Consider the following 21,763-nt stretch of genomic DNA (forward strand, 5'->3'; position numbering starts at 1 on the left):
CTAAAAAAGTCGAATTTCGCCACCTTCAGGCTCGGCGGTTTTACGGCGGCGGGCGGGGGCGCGGAGTTTTTCGGTGTCTTCGGCGCTCTCGTCGTTATCAGCGGCATCGTCAAATGAACTGAGCGAGGCTTTGCCACCTTCCAGATCGGCACTGATCACATCCACACGACGGCGGGCGCCATCGATACGCTGCCGGCAAACTTTGAGGAGTCGCACCCCGTCTTCGTAGCTGGAAATCATTTCCTCCAGGGAAAGCTGGCCGTCCTCCATTCCCGCCACGATCTCATCCAAGCGCTGCATGGCGTCTTCAAAGGAGGGTTCGTCGGACTTGGGGCTGGGTTTGCTCATGTGTATTTATCACTAGCCAAGGAGGCACGGAAGGGCAGTCATTATCCGGGCTTCATAGGAGGCCGCAAGCAGGAAAAGGCGTGCGTGAAAGGCATTTGGCCCCCCTTTGGCGGTGATGGAGGATTCAAAATGACGCGTGGGATAGAGGTGGCATGTGGTTGGTTTGACGGCTCCTCGCATATCCCTGCACCCGAAGGCAATCAGCGAATGCCTTCCCTTAATATGGAATATTTTGTTAATTATTGAATTTATATTTATATTGGCTAAGGTAATGTTTAGCCTGTGAAGATCCTCGAACGCAGATTTTGTCTCTATGCGTGCGTCATTGGAGCCATGTTCTGGTCCCATGACGCCCATGCCTATTTAGGCAGTTTTGAGGAGCAAGATGGTTATCGGGTGCCCATGAATGGCCAAATTCTGTCTGCTTATCTGGTGGGGGACGCCCAATTCTATCTCAACAATAGCTCCGCCAACGGCTATACCGGGGTGGTGCCGCTGGGAGCCTACCCCAACTCCTTTGGGGACGGCACGAACGGGCCCGACGTTACACGTTATAACGCGGGTCAGTATGGCACCAACAACTCAGGCCCCGGGGGAGGGGCGACGGACATTGCTGACGGTACAGGCCTTTGGCAGGTGCTGTCAGGAGGCAGGCTGTACGAAGATGCCACGGCCCCCTATTATTATGGGAGCCAGTACTATCGAAATCAGATCGTCGCTTACCGGAACACCATGCCGCACTCCGGGGCACAGACCCTGAACCTGATGGCTTCGGATCAAAGCTTCAGTTACGGCTACAGTATGGATTCGCGCGATTATGACGGGATTACTCCCGCCAGTACTGCAGGATTGCAGGTGCAAATGTCGTTTTGGGTCAAGCCCTCGGACTGGGATGACCTGGACACCGGCAATATGCTGGGGCTGTCGCTGCTTGATGCGGCCAACCAGCCCGTGTTTGAAGTGGGGTACACCGGCGACAACTTCCTGCAGTACCGCATGATCGGCGACGCCTGGCAAAAGACAGCCTATCAAATGGGCACGCAGGGCTGGTCTGAAATCACCGTGGCGCTGGATACACTGAACAACACCGCAACTCTCGGCATAAGCGCCTACAATGACGGAAGTTCAATGCTGGGAAGCAGCATGGGGGTGCTCAACAATCAGAGTCTAGGGCTGGTCAGCGGAGCCATTACCGGACTGCAGTGGGATTTGCGCGGAGGCAGTCTGGACAATGGCGCGGTGAGCTACATTCAAAGCTTTGACGACTTTAACTTTACGATCACTTCCGTCATACCGGTGCCCGAGCCCGGCAGCGTGTTGCTCTTGCTCCTTGGGGCCGCCCTGCTGAATGCCCAACGCAGGCGTGCGTGACCTGCTGACAGCGGGTTATGCAGGGCAAGACCCCCAAAAAAACACCCGGTCTTGCGACCGGGTGCTTCTCATTGAGGAGATATCCTGCGATTGGTTACGCGAAGATGTCGAGGACAGGAACGCCCTTGTCGCCGACCGTGAAGGGACGGTTGGAGGGTGACATGACCACTTCGTCCACGGGAAGGCCCATGGCATGGCCGATGGTGGCCTGGAAGTCCTGCGGTGTGCACTGCTTGTCAGCGACACGACGGCCTTCCTTGTCGGTGGAGCCATAGACGAAGCCGCCCTTGACGCCGCCGCCTGCGAAGACGGTGGAGTAAGCGAGGGGGTAGTGGTCGCGGCCATCATTTTCGTTGATGTCCGGCGTGCGGCCGAATTCGGAACCCATGACGATCATCGTGGATTCAAACAAGCCGTTGGACACAAGGTCTTCGATCAATGCGGCGAAGACGCTGTCCATTGTTGCTGCAGTTGTACCAAGAGCTGTGTCAATGGTGTTGTGCATGTCCCAGCCGCCGGATTGAACTTCGACGAAACGAACACCGGCCTGCACCAGACGACGGGCAAGGAGGGCTCCCTGGCCGAAGTTGTTTCTGCCGAACTTCTCACGCACCGCTGCTGGTTCCTGGCTGAGGTCGAAGGCCTTCAGGTCTTCGCTCTTCATGAGCTTGACGGTTTCGTCATAGAACTCGGAATAGGACTTCACATCGTCTGACTGGAACTTTTTGCGGAAGGAGGTGTCGAATTCATCGGTCAGGGACAGACGCTTCTTGAACTGATCTTCCGAAGTGGTCGGCTTGATGTTCTGCAGCCCGGTCTCTGGATTGGAGATCGGGATGGGGCTCATCGTGGTGGGGAAGAAGCCTGCGCCCGGGAAAGCATTGCCGCTGTTGACGACCACGCTGTCTGGGAGGGTTGGCCCTTTGATACGGCCCAGGAAATGGGAGGCCCAGGCGCCGATGCAAGGATGGACAATGGTGCCACGCGGCTCATAGCCGGTCTTCATGACATAAGTGCCCTGATCATGCACACCGGTCTTGGAACTCATGGAACGGATGATGGAGAACTTGTTGGCCACCTTGGCCATCTTCTCCATAGTGCCGCCGAGGCGGTCCATGTTGCCGGAGCCAGCATTTGCTTTGATCGGATCGGTAGGGCCTTTGGTTGGCCCGTCTTTTGGATCCCAAGTGTCGATGTGGGTCATGCCGCCACCCATCCAGAGGAAGATGACGTTTTTGGCCTTGCCGAAGCCGGGGGTGCCTGCACCGGTGGTGCCGGCAGCCGCCAGATTCAGAGAGGGCATGACGGTCACGCCGAGCGCGGCCTGAGCCGTGCGCATCATGAAGTCACGACGGGCGATGGGGTTGAGCTTGTTGAGTGCTGGTTTCATAAGAGATGTCTGCGCGTTACGTGTTGTCGGTTAAACTTGGGATTATTGGATGAAGATGAATTCGCGGGTGTTGATGAGCGCCCAGATCATGTTGGCATAGCCGTCATCACCTCCGGAGAGGGCGCGCTTGGCGATGTCCTTTTCCGCAAGCGTTGGGCGGCGGTTAAGGACGGAGACAAACAGAGCCTCAACCTTTTCAGGTGGGGACTTCACCTGCGCCATTGTGCGGAAGATCAGTGAATCCGGGCTGGTGAGCATCTGCTGCGCCTTGCCGTTCATCATCATCAGCACCTGGGGAACCGAGCCGGACTTGACGCTGCCGTCAATCAGGGAGCGGGGGGACTGACCGAAGTCGATGAGGAAGTGGCCGTTTGGAGCAGGCTGCTCCAGAGTGGAGGCCCGGCGAAGAACCATGCCGTTGTAGGTCAGGGAGGCGTTTTCCATCATGCCGCTTGCAGGTTTGGCTTCTGCCTTTCCTTTGCCTTTGGCTTTGCCGCTGTCCATCATCATGTCGTCACCACCGGCTTCGGCAAGACCACCACCCATGAGGGCGCGTTCTTTTTCTGCCATCTTGCGGAAGGCGTCATACTTCACCAGCACGGTCTGCGCATCCAGTTTTGGATTGCTGAGGTCCAGGTCAATGGAGCGGCTGTAGAGATCTTCAAGAGGCTTGGCATACTTGTCGGGGTCGCCGAGAACCAAGGTCATGTAGGAATCCCAGGCCTGCTCAGCGCTCATGCGGCGGAGGAGGGGGCCCTGGAAGTAGTAGGGTTCGCCCATGGCAATCTTTTCCGAGGTGGCTTCAGACTGATAAGCGCGGGTGTTGTAGATGATGCGCATGAAGCTCTTGATGTCGAACTTCACCCGTTTCATTTCTTCAGCCAGATGGATGAGCAGTTCGGGATTCACGGACTGCTTTGGATCATCAATGTTGGTCACTGGCTCACAGATGGCCTGGCCGAAAGCACGCTTCCACATGCGGTTGGCGATCGCCATGGCGAAGCGGGGATTGCTTGGATCCGTGGCCCATTTGGCGAATGCTGGACGAAGTTCTTCTGCGGACTTCATCTTCTGCTTGTAGGCAGGAAGATTTTTGTCGTCCTTGCTCCAGGTGATGAACTTGGGTTCCACCGGATCATTGGGCTTGGCATCAGGATACTTGTAGTCATGTGGCAGCTTCATGGTGTTGGTGTCCATGTCGCCGACGATGTAGCGGTTGGCTCCCATGTAGTTGCGGATGCCATTGCGGATGCGCTTGATGTCCTGGCCGCTCTGGGTGACCATTTCTTCAATCTTAGGCATCAGATCATTCATGGCGTTCATGGCCATGCCCGGGCTTTCTTTGCCCTTGCCTTTGCCATAAGCACGCATCGTGGTGGTGGTGGCGCCGAAGAAGGAGGCCATTTCATAGAACTGGTGCTGAGTCCAGTCGGAGAACGGGTGGTCGTGGCACTGGGCGCAGGCCACGTCGGTGCCAAGGAACACTGCAAGCGTGTTGGCCAGATTGTCCAGCGGCATGCCTGCGTCACGCAGGAGATAACCAGCGGCGCCGTCCTGCCACATCTTTCCCTTGGCGGTCAGCATCTCATACACCATCTTATCCCACGGGGTGTTCTTCTCGATCTCGTGCTGCATCCAGTTGATGTAGGGAACGCCGCGCAGGTTGTCCTGTTCGAGGCGGTCTTTCACACGGAGCATTTCCGCGAAGTAGTTGAACGTGTTGCTGTTGTAACCGGGGCTGTCGAGCAGCATGTCGATCAGTTTGGCACGCTTGTTCGGATTGCTGTCCGAAACGAACTGATTGGTTTCCGCGTAATTCGGAATGCGACCGACGATGTCGAGATAAACGCGGCGCACGAACTGCTCGTCGCTGGCCAGCGGGTTGAATCCGGTAATCGGCTTCTTGCCACCCTTGGCGCGCTCAGGATTGGCACGTACAAGGCCATTGGCCACGAGGCGGTCAACTGAAGCGGATGCCTGGGCTACCGTGGCGTTCGCCAGCATCACTGGCTGGTCCGAAGGCTTCATGCTTTTGGCCAGCGCCTGGTCTTCCGCAGACAATCTGGTCAGCGCGAACTTGTGAGTGGCGCCGTCTGCGGTTTTCAGAATGATGTCCTCACCATCGAGTCCGATGAATGAGGCAGTGACTTGGCGGCCCGAGGTGTCCGTCCAAGTGCGAATTTCCGCCAAGGCGGAAGACGCACAAAGCGCGGAAACAAGCAGGCTGCTGAGCAGTTTCGTGGTTTGTTTCATGGTGGTGTGGAATGAAGGGAATGGAATTCCAATGGCTCGAACGTGCCGGAGGGGCATCCAATTAGGCCAATTAGCGGTTTTTTTGCAGTTTCGGCAAGCTTGGACGCGGGAAAGGACCTATTTACCCGGTCCCAAAAGCGCCTTTTCAAGCGCGGATGACATGGCTTTGACCCGATCTTGCTGTGTTTTAGCCAAGTTTTGGCTTTCCCCAAGGTCCTGGGACAAGTCATAGAGCTGAGGGCCGGGGGCATTTCCGGTCTCACTATTGGTGTTCTTATTTTTGGCGGCCCCAGGACTGGGAGGGATGAATTTCCAATCCCCATGCCGCAGGCTGATTGGACCACCCTGCTCGACCAGTTCGCTCCTTCCGCTCTCATCCGCACCTAGAAGCGCGGGCAGGATATTTTGGCTGTCCGCCGCGGCGGCTGGAGCTGGCTGGCTGGTCAAAGCGGCAAAAGTGGCGGGGAAATCGACCTGGCAGACGAGGGCGGAACTCACGCCCGGCTTCACTTTCGCGGGCCAGCGAACAATGAAAGGCACGCGGGTGCCCCCCTCGAACGCGCTATATTTTCCACCCCGCAGGGGGCCGGCGGGCTTGTGATCGCCGAGCTTTTCGACCGCTTGGTCCTGATATCCATCATCCACCACGGGGCCATTATCGCTGCTGAGGAGGACAAGGGTGTTGTCTTTCAGGCCCAGTTGGTCGAGTGCGGCTAGGATTGTGCCCACGCTGTCGTCGAACTGCAAAATGGCATCTCCACGCGGTCCCATGCCGCTTTTTCCAACAAAACGCGGATGGGGAACGCGCGGCACGTGAGGATCATGTGCAGCAAAATAGAGAAAGAAGGGGGCTCCCTTGCTGGCCTCGATGAACTTGACCGCCTGGCTGGTAAAGGTGTCCGCCATCTCCTCATCCTTCCAAAGGGCCGCTTTTCCTCCCTTCATATAACCAATTCGGCTGATGCCATTGATCAGGGCCATGTCATGCCCGTGACTGGGGTGCATCTTGAGCAGTTCGGGGTTGGCCTTGCCCGTTGGTTCTCCGGGAAAGGGCTGCTGATAGCTCACTTGGATCGGGTCCGCTGAGTCAAGACCCACGATTTGATGATCCTTCACAAACACACAAGGTACACGGTCTCCTGTGGCGGCCATGATAAAACAGTGATCAAAGCCGATCTCCAGCGGTCCTGGCTGGATCGCGCCATTCCAGTCTAAAGCGCCGTCACCCAGCCCCAGATGCCATTTCCCGACCACGCCGGTCTGGTAGCCAGCGCCTTTGAAGACAGAGGCCAGGGTCGCACGGCCCGGTGGGATGATCATCTTGGCATCCCCCGGCAAAATGCCCGTGCCCTTCTGCCGGAAGGCGTACTCGCCGGTCAGCATCGCGAATCGTGAGGGTGTACAAGTCGCCGCCGAGCAATGTCCGTCCGTGAAACGCAGCCCCTCAGCAGCCAGTTTGTCGATGTGAGGGGTCGAAATGGTCTTTGCGCCGTAGCAGGACACATCTCCATAGCCGAGATCGTCCGCATAGAGCAGCACCACATTGGGTTTGTCCGCAGCCATGGCCCCAGACACCAGCATCATTGCGATCCAGCAGTTTTTCATGTAGGCGTGGGGGCTGGGGATTACTTCAGGGCCTTGGCGATGAATGCGGCGATGTCCGCATGCATTTTCTCCATGTCGGGGCGGTTCGTGTACATCATGTGGCCGGACTCATATTCGGCGAATTCAATGTTCCCGCGCAGTTCATCTGGCAGGTGCATCTGGCGCACGCTCAGCAGCATGTTGTCAGGTGGTGTCACCAAGTCACGCCAGCCCACCAGAGCCAGCACCTTGAGATGGGGGTTTTGCTTGATCGCTTCCGCCAGCTGGCCGCTCACGCTCGTATAGCTGTTGCCCTTGCCGTGGTTCCAGTTCGGCTGCGGTGCCAGCACTTCATACGGCAGGTCTTTTTCATACTTCAATTCTTCGCGCAAATAGGCGTTCATCGAGGCCGCAGCGATGCTGCCCACGACTCGCATGAAAGGCTCGATCTGTGGACGATTTTCCGACTCATCGCCATCCCGCCCAGTCACCCGCGCATCGTAGGCACCGAGCACCAGCTTTTCTTTGCGCAGAAGCCGCTCGCGAAACACCCCGCTGTCGATCCGCAGTTCCTGCTCCTCAATCAGCTTCGGTTCCAAGCCGGTCAGCCGGGCCAGTTTTTTCACCACCGACTCACGCTCTGCAGCTGTCAGGTCGCTTCCCTTGAGCAGGGCCGAAGCGTATTCACCAAAGGCAAACGCGCGCGATTCCGCCACGGCCTTCTTGAAATCCGCCTGCAAATCCGCCGGCAGCTTCTTGTGGTAGTGCGCCGTCGCGGTCATCGCAGGCAGTCCCACCAGATACGGTGTTTCATTCAGCGGTCCGGGGATCAGCGTCGCGTAATCGAGCAATCCGGACACGATCACGATGCCGTTCAAGTACATGCGGTGCCGCTGCTGCAGATGCTCTGCCAGCCCGCCGCCGCGAATGCCGCCGTAGCTTTCCCCTGCAATGAATTTCGGCGACCTCCAGCGTTCCTCACGAGTGACCCACAAGCGCATGAACTCACCCACGCTGGCGATGTCTTCCTGCACGCCGAGAAATTCGCTGAGATTTTTCGGATCTTCGGCACGGCTGAAGCCGGTGTTCACCGGGTCGATGAACACCAGATCCGTTACATCCAGCAGGGAGAACTCATTGTTCACCAGTCCGCCTGGTGGCAGCGGGGGCGTGAGTCCATCCGCCGGCAGGTCGACACGCTTGGGGCCAAAGGCTCCCAGATGCAGCCACACTGAACTGCTGCCCGGACCGCCATTGAAGCAGAACGTCACAGGCCGCGTGGCCGCGTCCTTCACATCCTTCATGGTGTAGGCCGTGTAAAAGACCTGCGCCGAAGGTTTGCCGTCTGGCTTCAGGATGGGCAGCGTGCCCGCCTTGGCTTCATAGGCGATTTCTTTGCCACCGATGGTCACCTTGCCGCTCGTCACCACCGGCTTGTCGGCTTCGGGCTTCTTGCCTTCTTTTTTCTCATCCGCTTTACTGTCCTTTTTCTCCGCAGGCGGGGCTTCAGGTTTGGCTGGCTTGTCTTCTTCAGCGGAAAGACAAACGGGCATCGCAAGGGCCAGTACGGAGGTCAAAAGGGTCGGTCGGATACGCATGGTGACCGGAAGCATGGCATGCGCGCCACGTATTGAGAATCAAAATCCGCATGAAACCACCGCGATCACGCCTGCTTGCAGGCCTTGATCGTGTTTGCCATGAGCATGGCGATGGTCATCGGACCCACGCCGCCGGGGACGGGGGTGATCGCACGACATTTCGGCGCGACTTCATCGTAGGCAACGTCGCCGACAAGTTTATAACCCTTTTCAGTGGTCGGATCGTCCACACGGTTGATGCCCACGTCGATCACGACTGCACCTTCTTTGACATGCTCGGCCTTGATGAAATGCGGGCGGCCAATCGCGGCGATGATGATGTCCGCCATGCGGGTGATCGCGGCGAGATCGCGTGTGCGGGAATGCGTGACGGTCACGGTGGCGTCGCCGCCTTTGCCCTTGGCCATGAGCAGCAGGGCCATGGGTTTGCCCACGATCATGCTGCGGCCGACCACCACGGCATGGGCACCGCTCGTTTCGATGCCGGCTTCGATCAGCAGTCGCTGGCAGCCCAGCGGGGTGCAAGGGACGAACCCCGTGGGATCTTCCAGCGCGAGCTTGGCCACATTGACCGGGTGAAAACCATCCACGTCCTTGGCCGGATCAATGGCTCGGACGATGGCGGCCTCGTCGATGTGCTTGGGGGGCGGGCTTTGCACCAGGATGCCATGAATCGCCGGATCATTGTTCAAGGCATGGACATGGGCCAGCAGCTCGTCCTGAGTCGTGGTGGCCGGGAGTTCGAGTTTGACGGAGTGCAGTCCCAGATCACGGCACTTTTTATCTTTGGAACGCACATAAGCCCGTGACGCCGGATCATCACCCACGAGGACGACCGCGAGGCCCGGCTTGCGCCCCAGCGCGGCCAGTTCGGCGATTTCGCGGCGGCATTCTTCGAGGACTTTTTCGGCGACGGCGGTTCCGGAGATGATCTGCATGTTTTCTGGTCATGCAGACGTGGCGGCGAGTCAACAGCCGACGCCAAAAACCGCAGGGCGGCTTTTTCTGTAACCACACGGTTCTGTCCGGCATTCGGCTCACTGTGCGGTTCTCAAGCCGCGATCCATCCAAACCCACATCACATCATGAAAACTACCCTCATCCTCCTAACTCTCGGTTTCACCCTCGGAAGCGTGCAGGCGCGCGATTTCGGCCGCAGTTCCTCATTTACCACCAAACGAGGCACCAGCTCGCGTGCAGTTGCTGGTAATGTCACTCCTGGCACCGGTGCCAGTCGCACCGCCGCCACGACTGGAGCCAAAGGCAAAACTGCCACCGCCAGCCAGCAGGTGACTCGCATCGAAAACGGTCGCGCCTCCAGCGGTGCGGTCACCGGCCCGAATGGCAAAACCGCCACGACCAGTGGTTCCGTGACACATGCCGATGGTACCCGCACCGCCACCCGCAGCGCCACGGGGCCAAATGGTCAGACCAAGTCGGCGACCACCACCACGACAAAGAATCAATAAACCTCCAACACTGCCAAATTATGAAAACATTGATACTGTCACTGCTCGCCGTCTTTGGCCTTGCCACCGCCATCCCTGCGATGGCGTTCGGCCGCAGCGCCGACATCGGCGAAGGAATCATCCCTGATCAAACACGCTCCTCCATCCGCGAGATCGTGCGCACGGCGGTGCGTCACTTTCTGAACTTCCGCAAGCAGACGCCGCTCAACGAAGAACAGAAGGCGGCGATCAGCAAGATCCTCGCAGAGCACCGTGAGGAAATTCATGCGCAGATCAACCAGAGCCGCGCCGCTCGCCATGCCATGGAGGCAGCCGTCAAGGAAGGCGGCAGCGCCAAGGCTGCTGCGGAAAAGATCGGCGATGCCGCACGAGATCGTGCGCTGCTTATGGCCCGCATCGGTGCGCAGGTCCGGCCCCTGCTCACGCCGGAGCAGCAAAAACAGCACGAAGCAGCCCGCACAGAGATCGAAGGCATGGTCGATGGCGCGCTCGCCTCAGCGCTGCGCTGAATGCGCTCCACGGCAACGAGGCTTGATCTTCTTAGGTCTGCCTCGTTGCCATTCTCCGTTTTGGAATTACCTGCGTTACCAGCTGTGACCGCCGCCGCTCAAACTGAAAGCCTTGTGGACGATGACCTCGTCCTGATTCAGGCGGCGCAGGCTGGAGATCTCGATGCCTTTGATCAAATCATCACACGCCACCAGTCTACCATGACCGCCATGCTCCATCGCTTCTCCGCCAACCGTGCCGATCTTGAGGACATGGTGCAGGAGACGTTTGTGCGTGCCTGGCGCGCATTGCCCCAGTGGCGGCCAGACAGACCCTTTTTGCACTGGCTCAAACGGATCGCGGCCAACATCGGCCTCGAATTCTGCCGCAAGCATCAGCGTTCACCCTTTTCGCGCCTCGTTCAGCCGACCGATGAATCCAATCCTCTCGACCACATCGCCAGTGCGGAGGACGTCCCAACTGCCAGCGACGCTCTTGCCAGTGCGCAGTTCATCCTTTCGCATCTCCCGCCGGATGACCGTGCCTTGCTCACGCTGCTCCACCTCGAACAAATGCCACTGGGTGACATCGCCGCGCACTTCGGCTGGAGCAAAGTCAACGCCAAGGTAAAAGCCTTCCGTGCACGGCAGCGCCTTAAAACCATCCTCACACGCCATGGATACAACCTCTCGTAAACCCACTTCTTGGGACCAGCTCACACACCTTGCACGATCGGCTCCTTCGCCAGCAGACCTGGATCTGCGTGCTGCCATTCGCGCTGAAATCACCTCCTCCCGGTCACAAGCCGTGTCTCTATTGGACGATGTTCTCAGTCTCTTTCGTTCCCGATGGCTGCAGACCAGTTTTGGGTGTCTCGCTGCTGCAGCCGTTCTGGCTTGCCTCGAGAGCCTCGAAGTCGTGAATGAAATTGCCTGGATCTGGCAGCTTCAGGGCCCCGTGTTTGCAGGCATTTGATTTCCATGAACACTCCATCCAACACCTCGTCACGCTGGAAAGCGGTTCTTCTGCTGCTGCTGGTCTTTGCCCTAGGGGCAGGTTGCGGCATTGGCGGAGGACTGCTGGTCCTGCGTCGAATCCTTCGGCATGCCATGGTACATCCTGATGAGTCACACGCACCGGTTGACCGAGTCGTGGGCAAGATCGAATCCCAGATGGTGGCGGAGCTTGATCTCACGGATTCCGAGCGCAAAGCGGTGCATGCGGAACTGCTGCAAGCGGCCACGGAATTCAAGGCATTGCGCCGTGAAGTCTGGCAGAAGGCCGACGTGAGCGTGGCGGGTTCGCTTAATCGTATTTGCCAGCATCTCCCTGCTGAAAAGCAGGCGATCCTGCGCAAAAAAGCCGCCGAACGGCTTGGTCCTTGGGGCCTGCTCAGTGGCGGGCTGTAACTTTAGTGGCGTTACTTTAACATCCTCTACCGCTCTTTGGCGGCTTCCAACTTAGGCAGCAGCCAACAGCTTCTGCTTGCCGCCTTCGGCTAGGAGGGCGGCGAGTTCAGGCATGTATCGGGTGATCTCGTGCGATAGCATCGAGAGCCGGGTTTCGGATTTCCAGCTGCCTTTCTTGCTGCGGTCCATGTCGGTCATTTCGACTTCAACGAGGGTGGAGAAGACAGTGGAGTCAGCCTGAGGATCGTGTTGCAGTGTCATGATGATAGTGAAGGTTGATCCGGCGTCAAAAGCACGAGTTGTCCGTCCTTGAGAGTCCATTTGCGTCTGTCCAAAGCACCCGAGTTCAACATGGCATCGATCCCATTGCTCAACAGCATCCTCGCCGCCTCGGCGGGGCTGCTGCCAAACGTGCCCTTCAAGGTCATGTCTTCGAGGTACTGCTTGATCTGCGGTGTGATCGCGATCGTCAGTGACAATGAGTCGAAGGTGTTTGAGGGGCGGGCCATCCAATAATAACCGGGTAATAACCCCATTTTAATTCCAACTTGACCCGATGGTCAAGGTTGGCTTCCATTAATTTGGGGTTTTAACCCCATAAAAACCCCGGTTTTATTTAAGGTTCATTAAGCATCTGGCAGTTAGCGATGGAAAACGGTCTCGAACAGCGTTCAAAACCGCCCAATCCATATGAAACGCTTACTCCGTATCTCTCTCCCTGCCGCCCTGCTCGGGGCAGCCCTTCTCAGTCTGAACGCCCAAACCAAGGAAGAAGGTGGCTGGCAGAACTGGTTTGCCGACGGCTCATTGCAAGGCGGCCAAGTCATCAGCGGCAAAGCCACCTACAAAGTGGAAAACGGGGTGCTGACCGGTACTACCACCGAAGGCAGCCCGAACACTTTCCTCGCCATCGGCCCGTTTAAAGATTTCGAACTCGAGTTCGAAGTGAATGTGGATGATGCGCTGAATTCAGGCGTGCAGGTGCGCAGCCACATTGCCAAAGAAGGCGATCCAGTGCCTGAGGGCGCCAAAGGCAAGCTTCCAGCCGGACGCCTCTACGGACCGCAGTGTGAGATCGCCATCAACGGCACTGCCGGTGATTTCTATGATGAAGCACGTCGCGGTACCTGGTGGAGCATTCTGACCAAAACGGACGCAGTGCGGACCGATGCCGCAAAGGCAGCCTTCAAAAAGGGCGAATGGAACCACTACCGCATCGTGGTGAAGGGTGATCATTACCAGAGCTTCGTCAACGGAGTGCCTGCCGCCGACTTCACCCAGCCCAATGACCCCGAAGGCTACATTGGCTTTCAAGTACACGGCATCAAAGGCGGCACCGGCCCCTACAGCGTTCGCTGGCGCAATGTGAAGTTCCGCGAGACGAAGTAAACTCCGACCAAAACCAGGCCGCCTGCTCCTGCGGCCGCCATCCAGCTGCGCCACCAAGGCGTGAGTTGGATGGAAATGGGGCGGGAACGATCTCCCGCAAGCAGGAGCATCCACTTGGGCGGCGCGTCAGGATGCGTTGCATCGTGCGTCCAGAGCAGCACGTCGTGGAGTTTGCCCTTGGGCATTTCAAAAACGATCTCTGGCTCCGCGCTGCGCCAGCGCCAGGCTGAGGTGATCAAGGCATGATCTTCACCTTCGGTGCCGGAGGGCAGGTAGGCAGCAGGGGCATAATCCGCCCAGTTGTGGTGCTGCGAGAGGGTTGCCGTGGCCAGATGGGCAAGCGGCAGCAGAGTTTCGTGCTGCCTGAGGCGTACTGGGTCAGCCAGCGCATCCAGCGCAGCAGATTCATCCATGATGAGCGGGTTGCTGCCGTAGTCAGCGGTGACCTCCAGCAGCACCTCCGCATCCGGCAGGAGGGTGAGCTTGGCGCTCAAAAATTCGGCTCCATGCCCCAAAACACACAGGGGGGCCAGAACGGCTCCCCCTGCGGCGAGAATGAGGATGGATCGCGCGAGGCGCATCATTATTTCTTCACGCTCCACTTCAAAACGCGGCCCCACTTGTTCCACTCGGTTTCAAGGATGTTGCCATCGTTGTCGAAGGTGATGCCATGCGGGCTGGTCACGACCCCCTGCTTCCAGTCCTTGGGGGCAATGCCGGGGGTGTTGGTCATTTCCGGGCTGGTGCCGAGATCGGCCACACGCTTGTTGGCCTTGTCCCAGACGCTGACGTTGCCGGCGATTTCTGCCACGCACATCAGATCGCCGTGAAAGCTGGCGGAGCTGGGGTTGCGCATTTCGGTGGCGATTTCGCCGATGAAATTACCTGCGAGGTCGGTGTGCAGCATGCGCTTGTGGCCGCGGTCACAGATCATGACACGGGCGGGTTCAAAGCGTGTGTCGATGAAGATCTTGTGGGCGTTTGCCAGCGCGAGGGGCTTGTCAGGGCCGCCAAAAACGCTCTTGAATTTGCCATCGGCGCTGAACACGAAGATGAAGCTGCGGCCATAGCCATCGACGACGTAAATGTCGCCATTGGGAGCCACGTCGCAGTTGGTGAGCTTGAGTCCGCCAGCTGCAGCGACGCCCTTTTCCTTGGCGATTTTCTTCTCGGTGCCGTCAGCGAGCTTCAGGGTGATTTCTGTTTTGGTATCAGCAATCTTCAGGCCCGATGCGATGGGAGTCTTCTTTTTCGGATCGGTCTCGTCAGTTTTGGTGACACTCACAAAATCACGCTGTTCAGCCGGGAAGGCGCTGGTGGGGATCTCCATCACGATGCTGCCATCCAGGTTGCACTTGATGACCTTCTGTTCGCCAAGCACGGCAGCATAGATGTGCTCACCACCGCCAAGCTTGCGAATCACAAAGCCATGAAGAGAAGGGGGGAGAGGGAGTGTTTTGATGAACTTGCCGTCCTTGCCGTACACCTGCAGGCCTGCCAGGGCGGGGTCTTTGTCCTGCACACTGACGTAGATGTTGCCGGCGGAATCCACGGCGATTTCGCCGTGGCCGTCGCCGATGGTTTCTTTACCTGGAGGCGGGGTGATGAAGTTCGGGACGAATTCATAGGCCACTTCGGCAGCAGCGGTGCTGGCGAAGGCCATGACGGACAGGAGGGAGAGGATGCGGTTGCTCATCAGGCGGATTCAAACGGAACGCAGAGGCAGCGTCAATCGTACAACGGTGATTTTGCTGGATGATCCTGTCATACGGCAGGAAACTTCAGGTCACACAGCGTGTTCCCATGCATCTTCCCATGAAAAAAGCTCTCTTCATTCTGCTCGGCAGCGCAGCTTTGGCGTTCTCCGTCGTCGGTCTGCGTGCGCAGGCGCAGCAAACTGAGTTCGACGAAAAATTCAAGGCGTTCGACCAGAACAGCGACGGCATCATCAGTGGGAGTGAAATGAACGGCGCGAACTACCTGCCCCGGCTGGACTTGAACAAGGATGGCAAGCTGACGCATGACGAAGCGCTCGAAGCCGTCCAGAAAATGCGCAAGCTCTCGGGCAATCTGCCCGCTGGGGTAGGTGACGAGCCAACGCCCGTCCTCTTCAAGCGCATGGACAAGAACAGCGACGGCAAACTGACCGCTGAGGAATTGCCGAACAAGAAATGGTTCAACGGCCTTGATACGGACAAAGACGGCTCGGTGACGTTGGAAGAGGCGGAGAAGGTGATCGCCACTTTGCGCAAGCGCGGCAGTACGGGAAGCGCGACCACTGAGAGCCCTATCAAACCCGCCTCCGAGGATCCTTCCTTCAAGGAAGCGCCTGCGTTGCTCAAGGGCAGCGAACATGGGGTGGGGCGCATGGTGGCAGATCTGGGCCTGAAGACCTTGAATGGAAGCGAAATCAAACTGAGCAGCGCCTCAGGCAAGAACGGCCTCGTGATTGCACTATTCAGCGCGAGCTGCCCGATCAGCGGCAAGCTGGCGCCCGAGACTGCCCGACTGGAAAAAGATCTGAAGGAACAGGGCGTGGGCATGTTGCTGGTGAACGCACCTCCAGGACAGAAAGCCGAGGAGATCACGCAGTTCATCGCAGACCACAAGCTGGTCTCCCCAGTCGCTACAGATGCGGCTGGCACACTTGCGCAGCAATTAGCTGCAACGACCACAACGGAGGTGTTCCTGCTCGATGCTGCACGCACGCTCGTTTACCGCGGTGCTCTGAATGATCAATATGGCCTCGGCTACTCGAAGAATGAGCCGCAGCATCATTACCTGCGCGATGCCGTGGCTGCGATGCTGCGTGGCGAGCCGGCAGAACTGGTCGCGACCAGTGCGCCGGGATGCGCGCTGGATCTGCCTGCGCAACAAGGCATCGCCAGCACACCCGTGACTTATCACCGTGACATCGCGCGCATCATGCAGGCAAACTGCGTGGAGTGCCATCACAAGGGCGGCGTGGGGCCGTTTGCACTGGATTCGTATGAGGCGGTGATCGAGCACGCTGGAATGATCCGCAAGCAGGTGGAGCGCGGGGCCATGCCGCCGTGGTTTGCCGCTCCGCTTGAAGGGCGTGCGCACTCCCCTTGGATCAATGACCGCTCTTTATCCGAACGTGATCGTTCGGATTTGCTGGCATGGTTGAGCGCGGATCGTGCCAAAGGCGACATTGCGGATGCGCCCAAGCCGCGCGTTTTCCCCAGCGAATGGAGCTTTGGCAAGCCGGATGCAATCATCGCCGCCGCAAAGCCGATTGCCATCAAGGCCGAAGGCACGATGCCCTACCAGCGCGTGACTGTGGCCACCGAATTTCCTGAAGACCGCTGGGTGCGCGGTTATGAGATTCTTCCCAGCGCCCGCGAAGTCGTGCATCACGTCATTGTCAGTGTGCATGAAAAAGGCAGCAAGGTGCGCGGTGGTGGTGATGAAGGCGCTGAAGGCTACTGGGCTGCCTATGTTCCCGGCAATACGAAGCAGATTTACCCCGATGGCTTTGCCCGCAAGCTGCCGGCGGGCGCGACGGTGAGCTTTCAGATTCACTACACGCCGAACGGCAAGGCGGTGGAAGACACGATCCGCATGGGGTTGCTGTTTTCCAAGGCACTGCCGAAATATGTCGTTCACACCACCGGCTTGTCCAATACACGCCTCAGCATCCCTCCAGGAGAGGCCAATCATGTGGAGGTGGCCCAGCGTACGCTGCCGGTGGATGTCAATGTGATGGCCTGGATGGCCCACATGCACGTGCGCGGCAAGGCCTTCAAATTCGAGGTCACTCTGCCCGGCGGCAAGACCGAAACGCTGCTGGACATCCCCAAATACGACTTCAACTGGCAGCTCCGCTACGACTACGCCATGCCGCATTTCCTGCCTCGTGGCAGCACGGTGAAAATCACCGCCGTGTATGACAACAGCTCTGGCAATCCGGCCAACCCTGATCCCACCAAAACCGTGCGCTGGGGGCAGCAGACCTTCGACGAGATGATGATCGGCTACATGGAGCACTACACGCCGCTGAACCCGGAGGTCGCCGACGTGAAGAAGTGAAATTTCTCAGCGATAGCGCGTGGCGCCTTCATTGAGGAAATTGGCATGAATCGTTTTTCTGATCTCCAGCAATTCAGGAATGAACTGCTTCAGATAGGGAGCTCGGTCTGCATTGGAGAGCATGCTTATTTGTGATGATGAAACCTGGGCCACGGAGCCAAAGAATTCAGCGAAGACAGGAACCACCTGGGTGATGGCCATTGTGCCTTTCGTGAACCCCAGCCGTTGATTGACCTTGGCAATGCCGTTGCTGATGGCCGCGCCTAATGTAAATCTGCTGCCATCCACAATGACCTGGCGGATAATGTAGTCACCGCGGGGCCGGCTGGGAATGTCAAACCCTCCGCGATTGGGCTTGGGGTCGAGATAGCATGCGGCAGCCAAAGTCAAAGTATCACGGTGGAAAGCTTTCAGCTCGGCCAAGGAACTCATCAGTGAGGTGTATTGCATTTTCCGCCATTTGGTCACCTTGTCAGGCCTCACCGCAAAGCGTCTTACATTTTCGAAAACGGTTCCCCGGGTCCAGATGTCACTTTTGCCTGAATCCAGGTAGGTTGAGATACCTAGTACCTGCTTTGTGTCTGTGAGTACAACTGGCCCGCCGCTGTTGCCAGGTACGATCTGACAGCTGACTTCGATTCGGTCACTTCCCAAACCAAGCACCGCACCATCAAGCGAAGTCACAGCGTCGCCTCCCAGACTGTTGCCATAGGCGGTTACCCTTTGATTGACGGCGACCGAAAAATTGGTGTCTACAAGGGCATAAGAGGTCTCGCCGTCTTTGAGCGTCACAGGGAAACGTGCCACGTCTTCAAGGCCATTGGATGAATTTGGATCGTATGTGTTCGAAAGCTCAATCTCGTATGGAATCGGGATATTCCGTCCCGATGCCGTTTTGATGCTTTCAATCTTGGAGGTGAAACTTTTGGGCGTGCCGCAGATGACATGCGCGTTGGTATAGACGTAGGTTTTGCCATTCACCTGGGCGATGAATCCTGAGCCGCTGCCATGGTCTGTTTTGATGATGATGAGACAACCGGCATCAAAGGATGAACCCGCCGCCAGCGCAGGTATGGTTGTCGTCACGCTGGAGGTGGCTGGTGCTTGAGCCTTGGCCATTTCCGGCGGCGTTGGCTCACTGGTTGGGGACTTTGATGTGAGCGCTGCTTCTGGTGGTGATGTTTTAAAAGCCGTAACTGCAGCAATCAGCTTGGGTATCAGGGCGTTCGCTCCCAGATCATATTTCTCTCTCAAATTCTCAGGCAGCAGATCCACCGTAACAGTGCCAACGCCATCGGCATAGATCAATGAGATGCCTGATTCATCCACTTTGCGGATTTTGGCAGACCGGACCAGCTTGCCATTGGTTAGCGTGAAATCTCCCAATTCCTTGCCAGCGGCAGAGGAACGTGCGTTCTCCACTGCCGTTTTGAATGAGTCGGTGTTCTGCGCCAGGTCGGCGTTGATTTTTTCAAGGCGCTTGTCGAGGATGCCCTTGGCCTTCAGAAGCACCTGATTTTTTTCCATGGTATCGCGGCGTTGATTCAGGAACGCTTTCTTTTGAGCGATGAGACTGCGTTGGTCGGCAAGTCGGGTGGTGACTTCCTGCACAGCCAGTTCTGATGCCTTGAGCTTGGCGGTATAATCATGATAAAAATAGCCACCGAGGCCGCCGCCGATTACAACCAGAAGCCAAAACTTGGGTGAGGTAAGCATGGTGGTGGGGATTATTGAGCGTTGAGGGCTTTGTAGGCATCAAGCTTGGATTGAACTTTTTTCAGCAGATCATCACCCTGGGTGCATTTTTTTTTCAGCCCGGCCACAGCCTGTTCGATTGCGGCATTGTATTTCACCCATTCCATTTCCTGTTGCGCCAGCACATTCAGGTCGATGGTATTGGTGCCTTGGACCAGTTCTGCGTCGAGATGTTGCAGCTCTTCATTGCCTTGAAGGAACTCTGCTTCCAAACCAGCCTGTTCTTTAAACATGGACTCATTTTTATCACAGGCGCCTGTCAATAGAATGCCAGCCAAAGCAGTGAAAATGCATGGGTATTTCATGTTGGATATTTTTAGCATCAGATCAGGAGGTGTCAAAAGTGACAAGAATAAATGCTACGGCTTATGCCGAATGGTTGGATGAAAACTGACGCGGCAGTAGAGGCTCCCAGCCTCGAAAAGGTCATTTCGAATTTAGGCACGATGAAGACAGTCCTTGTGGCAGCACAGTGAAAATCACCGTTGTTTAACAGATCCAGCAACTCCGCCAATCCTTAACCCACCGAAACTGCGAATTTGGACCGGCAGACTTTTGATGCGATGATAATTGGCTGCATGGCTCATTTCACTCCGCCGAATCCGAAGATGGCGAGTGGAGCTTGGCGTTACTTGCCTCTTATCGCATAGTCGAGTTCGATGGCGAGCTTTCCACGTTCTTCAACCAGGCCTGCCTTTTGATTCTCCAGCAAAGCTGCTTGGGCTAGATTTTTATTCGCGTTGTCAGTGTGCCGCGTGGAAGGGACCCCGCGAAATTTGGCTGTCTCAGCCAGCGCCTGATGGCTTTTTGCCGCAGATAGATATTGCGTCACTAAACCGGCGCAGTTTGCGATGCGTGAATCCAACTCAGCCATCCGCAATTTGATACTTTTTATCTTGGAATCATCAACGGCGATTTTTTTGGCCATGGTGTTTGCGGAAGGCGAACTGCCAAGTATTTCGAGGGGCGGGATTGATAAATTATTGGTGCCGTCCGTTCCTGACTCTTGCAGCAATGCTGTTTGGGCATGCTGAATCATGGAGACAAGAGCATTCGGCCCCAGATCATATTGTTCCTTCAAGTTTTCAGGAACCTGATCGGTTGGAATTGTGCCCACGCCATCAGCATGGATGAAAGAAATGCCGGACTCTTCCACTCTACGAATTTTAACGTTAAGCAGAGTTTTGCCGTTGGCTAATTTGATCTCTCCCAGTTCGGTGCCGGGAGCGTTGTTTCTCGTTCTCTCCACCGCTTCTTGCATGGAGTTGAGAGCATACTTGAGGTCGCTCTCAGCTTTTTGATAACGCTGGTCCAAGGTGTCTTGTTCCGCGAGGAGAGCGGTGTTTTTGTCATTCTCAGCCTTGATCTTGTTAACAACTCGCTCTTTTTCGCTCCAAGCCTTCTTTTTTTGAGGCAACAATTCCTTCATGCTTGTCAACTGGGACTTGCTCTCTTGTAGAGCTGAACTGGCCGCACTTAGTTTGTCTTCGTAATTAATATAATAACTAAACGCTATAATAAGGCCAACAAGAAAGAGAGCGGCCCAGGCTTTTTTTTCTTCAAACATGATTAGTACAGGTATTTGGCTTTGTAGTTTTCCAAACGGGGACGAAATACGCTCAGAGCAGCCTCGGCTTCGGCGCATGTTTTGCTTAGAGCAGCCTGTTTTGCCTCCAGTTCCACATTTTTTTTCACCGACTCTTCAAGGTGACGCTCCAAGGTCATTCCGTTTGATACAGGGATGGTTCGAAGCGATTCGAATTTATCATCAATAGAGGCCATTTCTTTTCTGATTTGTTGGATCTCCACTTCGACCTTGGCCCGCTCATTATTCAAGGTGCCAACTTTATCGCAGGAACTTGCAAAAAGAGTGGCTGCGAGGCCGGTTAAAATTAGGGGGCGGTACATTAGGTAATGTTGTGGAGATGCTAGGAATGAAAGAATGTTCTGATTATAAATACATTTAGAAACAATGTTTGCATGCGGAAAGTGGTGCAAAGAGAGCCTCTTGAAGAGGCAAAAGAAACTCTACAAGCCCTAGGGCTTGCCGGATGGGGCTGATTTGGAGGTCGTCGGCGCACTGAGCTCATCAAGCAGGCGCAGCAGACCGGCATGGATGGACTTCGGGCCGAGGTCATACTTCTGCACCAACTCCACCGGCAGCTCATCGGTTTTCGCCTGCAGATTGGCCACGCCATCTTCGTGCAGAAAAGAGATCGAATCGTCGTTGATCTTGAAGATTTTGGCATTGTACAGGGCTGAACGTCCTGGCAGCCTGAGTTCCGGTATCACCGTGCCGATGGCCAATGTGCGGATGTTTTCCACAGCTGCCGCCATGGAATCTGCCATGTATTTGATTTCGCCGGTCAGTTTGCGCTCTTTGGTGTCCAGAAGGTCGCGCTGCCGAATGACCTCCGTCATGCGTGCTTCCAGCTGATCCAGCTTGTCTTTGGCGGCTTTGATCTCAGTCCATTCCTGCCGGCGCAGCTCTGCTGTTTCTCGAGCGGTGCCCGCCTGGGATTTCAATTCGGCAAGCTCCGCCTTGAGTTTGTCGAGTTTGGCAAGGTAGTCGCAGCCGCCGATGATGCAGGCGAGCAAAAGCAGGGCCTTGAGAAAGGAACTGAAACGGAATTCAAACACGGTGTTTTGTGATGT

The 21,763-nt window shown here is 56.7% G+C and carries 22 protein-coding genes; 7 read left to right on the forward strand and 15 right to left on the reverse strand.

Features of this window, described 5'->3' with window-relative positions:
* The gene (xseB, locus tag AC3RLQ_RS29615) at nt 1–348 is read right to left on the reverse strand and encodes an exodeoxyribonuclease VII small subunit (protein ID WP_493032403.1); all 348 of its coding nucleotides are present in this window, start codon (nt 346–348) and stop codon (nt 1–3) included.
* 282 nt (nt 349–630) lie between these two features.
* Here xseB and AC3RLQ_RS29620 point away from each other — a divergent pair, with 282 nt between their 5' ends.
* The gene (locus AC3RLQ_RS29620; RefSeq protein ID WP_493032405.1) at nt 631–1,719 is read left to right on the forward strand and encodes a PEP-CTERM sorting domain-containing protein; all 1,089 of its coding nucleotides are present in this window, start codon (nt 631–633) and stop codon (nt 1,717–1,719) included.
* 94 nt (nt 1,720–1,813) lie between these two features.
* On the opposite strand, the gene AC3RLQ_RS29625 is transcribed toward AC3RLQ_RS29620, so the two are convergent.
* From AC3RLQ_RS29625 to folD, 5 genes are all read right to left on the reverse strand, one after another.
* Nucleotides 1,814–3,109 carry a DUF1501 domain-containing protein gene (locus AC3RLQ_RS29625; protein WP_422315965.1) on the reverse strand — a complete coding sequence of 432 codons (1,296 nt, stop codon included), beginning with the start codon at nt 3,107–3,109 and terminating at the stop codon, nt 1,814–1,816.
* A gap of 42 nt (nt 3,110–3,151) precedes the next feature.
* On the reverse strand, nt 3,152–5,362 hold the full coding sequence (locus AC3RLQ_RS29630; RefSeq protein WP_493032407.1) for a DUF1549 domain-containing protein: 2,211 nt from the start codon (nt 5,360–5,362) through the stop codon (nt 3,152–3,154).
* Between the two features lie 117 nt (nt 5,363–5,479).
* Nucleotides 5,480–6,967 (reverse strand): sulfatase family protein, encoded by a 1,488-nt coding sequence (locus tag AC3RLQ_RS29635; protein ID WP_493032409.1) that lies wholly within the window; start codon nt 6,965–6,967, stop codon nt 5,480–5,482.
* 20 nt (nt 6,968–6,987) lie between these two features.
* Complete coding sequence (locus AC3RLQ_RS29640; RefSeq protein WP_493032411.1) at nt 6,988–8,544, reverse strand: S10 family peptidase; 1,557 nt, start codon at nt 8,542–8,544, stop codon at nt 6,988–6,990.
* Nucleotides 8,545–8,609: 65 nt separating this feature from the next.
* Nucleotides 8,610–9,482 carry a bifunctional methylenetetrahydrofolate dehydrogenase/methenyltetrahydrofolate cyclohydrolase FolD gene (gene folD / locus AC3RLQ_RS29645; RefSeq protein WP_493032413.1) on the reverse strand — a complete coding sequence of 291 codons (873 nt, stop codon included), beginning with the start codon at nt 9,480–9,482 and terminating at the stop codon, nt 8,610–8,612.
* A 147-nt stretch (nt 9,483–9,629) separates the two neighbouring features.
* On the opposite strand from folD, the gene AC3RLQ_RS29650 reads away from it, so the two are divergent.
* The 4 genes from AC3RLQ_RS29650 to AC3RLQ_RS29665 all read left to right on the forward strand — a co-directional run bounded on the left by AC3RLQ_RS29650 (nt 9,630) and on the right by AC3RLQ_RS29665 (nt 11,911).
* Nucleotides 9,630–10,013 carry a hypothetical protein gene (locus AC3RLQ_RS29650; protein WP_493032415.1) on the forward strand — a complete coding sequence of 128 codons (384 nt, stop codon included), beginning with the start codon at nt 9,630–9,632 and terminating at the stop codon, nt 10,011–10,013.
* A gap of 20 nt (nt 10,014–10,033) precedes the next feature.
* Nucleotides 10,034–10,522: a Spy/CpxP family protein refolding chaperone gene (locus tag AC3RLQ_RS29655; RefSeq protein WP_493032417.1), complete on the forward strand. Its 489-nt coding sequence runs from the start codon at nt 10,034–10,036 to the stop codon at nt 10,520–10,522.
* 84 nt (nt 10,523–10,606) lie between these two features.
* Nucleotides 10,607–11,197 carry an RNA polymerase sigma factor gene (locus AC3RLQ_RS29660; RefSeq protein ID WP_493032419.1) on the forward strand — a complete coding sequence of 197 codons (591 nt, stop codon included), beginning with the start codon at nt 10,607–10,609 and terminating at the stop codon, nt 11,195–11,197.
* Nucleotides 11,198–11,482: 285 nt separating this feature from the next.
* Nucleotides 11,483–11,911 carry a hypothetical protein gene (locus tag AC3RLQ_RS29665; protein ID WP_493032421.1) on the forward strand — a complete coding sequence of 143 codons (429 nt, stop codon included), beginning with the start codon at nt 11,483–11,485 and terminating at the stop codon, nt 11,909–11,911.
* A gap of 51 nt (nt 11,912–11,962) precedes the next feature.
* On the opposite strand, the gene AC3RLQ_RS29670 is transcribed toward AC3RLQ_RS29665, so the two are convergent.
* Both AC3RLQ_RS29670 and AC3RLQ_RS29675 read right to left on the reverse strand, forming a co-directional pair.
* A complete protein-coding gene (locus AC3RLQ_RS29670; RefSeq protein WP_397381378.1) occupies nt 11,963–12,172 on the reverse strand; it encodes a hypothetical protein in 210 nt (69 codons plus the stop codon).
* A complete protein-coding gene (locus AC3RLQ_RS29675; protein ID WP_184341943.1) occupies nt 12,169–12,420 on the reverse strand; it encodes a hypothetical protein in 252 nt (83 codons plus the stop codon). The genes AC3RLQ_RS29670 and AC3RLQ_RS29675 overlap by 4 nt, the downstream gene beginning before the upstream one ends.
* Before the next feature lie 181 nt (nt 12,421–12,601).
* Between AC3RLQ_RS29675 and AC3RLQ_RS29680 the strand changes: the two genes are divergently transcribed.
* Nucleotides 12,602–13,300, forward strand: a complete 699-nt coding sequence (locus tag AC3RLQ_RS29680) for a 3-keto-disaccharide hydrolase (protein WP_493032423.1) — start codon at nt 12,602–12,604, stop codon at nt 13,298–13,300.
* On the opposite strand, the gene AC3RLQ_RS29685 is transcribed toward AC3RLQ_RS29680, so the two are convergent.
* Together AC3RLQ_RS29685 and AC3RLQ_RS29690 are read right to left on the reverse strand one after the other, a co-directional pair.
* Nucleotides 13,255–13,884 carry a hypothetical protein gene (locus tag AC3RLQ_RS29685; protein WP_493032425.1) on the reverse strand — a complete coding sequence of 210 codons (630 nt, stop codon included), beginning with the start codon at nt 13,882–13,884 and terminating at the stop codon, nt 13,255–13,257. The genes AC3RLQ_RS29680 and AC3RLQ_RS29685 overlap by 46 nt on opposite strands.
* On the reverse strand, nt 13,884–14,996 hold the full coding sequence (locus AC3RLQ_RS29690) for an NHL repeat-containing protein (RefSeq protein WP_493032427.1): 1,113 nt from the start codon (nt 14,994–14,996) through the stop codon (nt 13,884–13,886). Before AC3RLQ_RS29690 ends, AC3RLQ_RS29685 begins: the two co-directional genes overlap by 1 nt.
* 119 nt (nt 14,997–15,115) lie before the next feature.
* Here AC3RLQ_RS29690 and AC3RLQ_RS29695 point away from each other — a divergent pair, with 119 nt between their 5' ends.
* The gene (locus tag AC3RLQ_RS29695) at nt 15,116–17,353 is read left to right on the forward strand and encodes a redoxin family protein (RefSeq protein WP_493032429.1); all 2,238 of its coding nucleotides are present in this window, start codon (nt 15,116–15,118) and stop codon (nt 17,351–17,353) included.
* A gap of 6 nt (nt 17,354–17,359) precedes the next feature.
* Here the strand turns inward: AC3RLQ_RS29695 and AC3RLQ_RS29700 are convergent, their stop codons facing one another.
* The 5 genes from AC3RLQ_RS29700 to AC3RLQ_RS29720 form a co-directional block, all read right to left on the reverse strand.
* On the reverse strand, nt 17,360–19,069 hold the full coding sequence (locus AC3RLQ_RS29700) for a S1 family peptidase (protein WP_493032431.1): 1,710 nt from the start codon (nt 19,067–19,069) through the stop codon (nt 17,360–17,362).
* Nucleotides 19,070–19,080: 11 nt separating this feature from the next.
* Complete coding sequence (locus tag AC3RLQ_RS29705; RefSeq protein ID WP_493032433.1) at nt 19,081–19,413, reverse strand: hypothetical protein; 333 nt, start codon at nt 19,411–19,413, stop codon at nt 19,081–19,083.
* A gap of 323 nt (nt 19,414–19,736) precedes the next feature.
* Nucleotides 19,737–20,675 (reverse strand): hypothetical protein, encoded by a 939-nt coding sequence (locus AC3RLQ_RS29710; RefSeq protein ID WP_493032435.1) that lies wholly within the window; start codon nt 20,673–20,675, stop codon nt 19,737–19,739.
* 2 nt (nt 20,676–20,677) lie between these two features.
* A complete protein-coding gene (locus AC3RLQ_RS29715; protein WP_493032437.1) occupies nt 20,678–21,016 on the reverse strand; it encodes a hypothetical protein in 339 nt (112 codons plus the stop codon).
* A 129-nt stretch (nt 21,017–21,145) separates the two neighbouring features.
* On the reverse strand, nt 21,146–21,748 hold the full coding sequence (locus tag AC3RLQ_RS29720; RefSeq protein WP_493032438.1) for a hypothetical protein: 603 nt from the start codon (nt 21,746–21,748) through the stop codon (nt 21,146–21,148).
* Nucleotides 21,749–21,763: the final 15 nt, after the last annotated feature.

This window comes from Prosthecobacter sp. GW821-HT29F12 (genome assembly GCF_058803405.1).